At 46.2% G+C, this 2,679-nt stretch carries 2 protein-coding genes; one reads left to right on the top strand and one right to left on the bottom strand.

Annotated features, from left to right (window positions below; genetic code table 11):
* Window positions 1-21: 21 nt before the first annotated feature.
* Window positions 22-1,545, bottom strand: coding sequence for an aldehyde dehydrogenase family protein (locus E1163_RS01145; RefSeq protein ID WP_155168690.1), 1,524 nt, complete (start codon window positions 1,543-1,545; stop codon window positions 22-24).
* Window positions 1,546-1,720: 175 nt separating this feature from the next.
* Between E1163_RS01145 and E1163_RS01140 the strand changes: the two genes are divergently transcribed.
* Window positions 1,721-2,641 (top strand): AraC family transcriptional regulator, encoded by a 921-nt coding sequence (locus E1163_RS01140; protein ID WP_155168689.1) that lies wholly within the window; start codon window positions 1,721-1,723, stop codon window positions 2,639-2,641.
* The last annotated feature ends 38 nt before the right edge of the window (window positions 2,642-2,679 follow it).

Genomic DNA, 2,679 nt, shown 5'->3' with positions numbered 1-2,679 from the left:
CCCTTAAAACACATCATTTGATTAAAAGAATCCAAGCTTGTTCTTATCGTAAGAGATAAGCATGTTCTTGGTGTTTCTATAATGATTGAGCATCATCTTGTGGGTTTCCCTGCCGAAGCCGGACTTTTTGTAGCCACCAAACGGAGCATGTGCAGGGTAAGCATGATAGCAATTGACCCATACACGACCTGCCTGTATTGCCCTTGGTATTTGATAGATCTCATGTGCATCGCGGGTCCATAAGCCCGCCCCCAGGCCATAGAGTGTGTCATTGGCAATGGCTATGGCTTCCTCGGTATCTTTGAATGTGGTCACCGAAGTTACCGGGCCAAAGATCTCTTCCTGGAACACCCTCATTTTGTTGGTTCCTTTAAATATGGTGGGTTCAACATAGTAGCCATTCTCCAGGCCTGAGTTGAGTTTGGCAGGTCCGCCACCGCAGAGTACCTCGGCACCTTCCTGCCTACCGATGTCCATATAAGAAAGGATCTTCTCAAACTGATCATTGGAGGCCTGCGCTCCCATCATAGTATCCTCAGCCAGTGGGTTGCCCATTTTTATAGATTTGGTGCGTTCCACTACCCTGTCCATAAACCGGTCGTACACAGACTCATGCACGAGGATACGTGAAGGACATGTACAAACCTCTCCCTGGTTGAGCGCAAACATCACCGCACCTTCCACACACTTATCGAAGAACTCATCATCCGCCTCACCTATACTTGGCATAAAGATGTTTGGCGATTTGCCTCCCAACTCCATGGTTACCGGGATCAGGTTTTCAGAAGCATACTGCATGATCAGCCTTCCGGTAGTGGTTTCGCCGGTAAAGGCCACCTTGGCTATCCGAGGAGAATTGGCCAAAGGTTTACCCGCCTCAGGGCCAAAACCGGTCACTACGTTAAGCACCCCGGGAGGAACCACGTCCTGGATCAGTTCCATCAATACCATAATGCTGGTAGGTGTTTGTTCTGCCGGTTTTACTACCGTACAGCAGCCGGCAGCGAGTGCCGGAGCAATTTTCCAGGTAGCCATCAGCAATGGAAAATTCCAGGGGATGATCTGTCCCACGACTCCCAAAGGCTCCTGCAAATTAATGCTGATGGTGTTGGCATCATGCTCGGATATTGTGCTTTCATCTGCCCGGATCACCCCGGCAAAGTACCTGAAGTGATCAATACATAAAGGTATATCGGCCGCTCTGGTCTCTCTCAATGCTTTTCCATTGTCAACTGTTTCTACCCTGGCAAGATACTCCAGGTTGTCCTCCATAATATCGGCTATTTTGAGCAGCACTCTGCTGCGCTCGGCTGCTGCAGTTTTTGACCATTTTGGGAAAGCCTGGTGAGCGGCATCCAACGCTTTATTGATGTCTTCCTTATTTCCTCTGGCTGCTCGTGTAAACGGCTGGCCGTCAATTGGGCTGATGTTGTCAAAGTATTCACCGTTGCTGGGCGTTGTCCATTTTCCTCCGATGAAATGATCGTAATGAGGCTTGAATTCCGGCCTCTCAATTGATGTCTTTTTTTGGGTTGCTGTTTCCATTTCCTTGTAGTTTTTGGTTCAGATCAATAAGTTGCGAGATAACTTTGACAAAAACTTTGCTGTCAGTCCAAATGAATATTCCCTCCGTCTATTTCTGCTACAACTGATGTAAATCATGCCTTATCCCTTAGATTTTTTAAGGAAAAGATGTAAATTTAAATGATACCCTTACCCTATGAACAAGTACCTTATCGACCGGTTTCCTATACGGGAAGAGCGCTCCCTTTTTACCCTGGTGGAGAACAGGACTTCTTATTCATTCGAAATGTGTGAGCTTAACCTTTTTGAGACCCACCAGAGTGTAGAGAATGTCAACCTTATGTTTGACCACTTCGTACTTACCAGCATGCTCTCCGGCAAAAAGATCATGAAGCTGGCAGACCATGAATCATTCGACTACCTGCCCGGCGAATCGGTCATATTGCCTCCCGGAGAACTCATGAACATAGATTTTCCGGAAGCTAAAAGGGGCAACCCCACCCAATGTATAGCACTTACAATATCTGACGAAGTCATCCAAAAGACTTTTGACTTACTTAATGAATACCACCCCAAAAATCCTACGTGGGGCCAGTGGAACATAGACCCGGCCTACTTCCACCTGACCAATAACAAGGAGTTGGCAGATACTATCAATCGCATCATAAGGATCACTAAAAGCGAACAGGGAAAGGCCAAAGACATTATGGTAGAACTCACCCTAAAGGAAATGCTGGTAAGGCTTATGCAGACTCAGGCCCGTTTGGTATTTGAGAGTTCATATCATCTGCTGTCGAACCATAACTCCCTGGCAGCCACCATTAAACACATTAAAGAAAACCTCACCTCAAAAATTGACCTGAGTAAACTTTCTGACAAAGCTTGTATGAGCAGGGCAAGTTTCTTTAAAAAATTTAGGGAAGCCATGGGAGAAACACCAGCCCAGTACATCCTTAAAGAGCGGATCAAACTGGCCCAGGCACAATTGAAATCCCCAAGTGTCAATATCACAGAAGTATGCTTCTCATGCGGTTTTGAAAACCTTTCTCACTTTATTAAAGCTTTTAAAAATGAGGTAGGCATGACCCCTAAGGCATATCAGGTGGCGCAGGTTTAGTAAACCTGCGCTAATTACATGTTAGTTGCCACTATAAG

Origin of the sequence: Fulvivirga kasyanovii, from assembly GCF_009711405.1 — a bacterium.
In the GTDB taxonomy this organism is placed as follows: Bacteria; Bacteroidota; Bacteroidia; order Cytophagales; family Cyclobacteriaceae; genus Fulvivirga; species Fulvivirga kasyanovii.
This window is presented reverse-complemented; position numbering and strand designations above follow the sequence as displayed.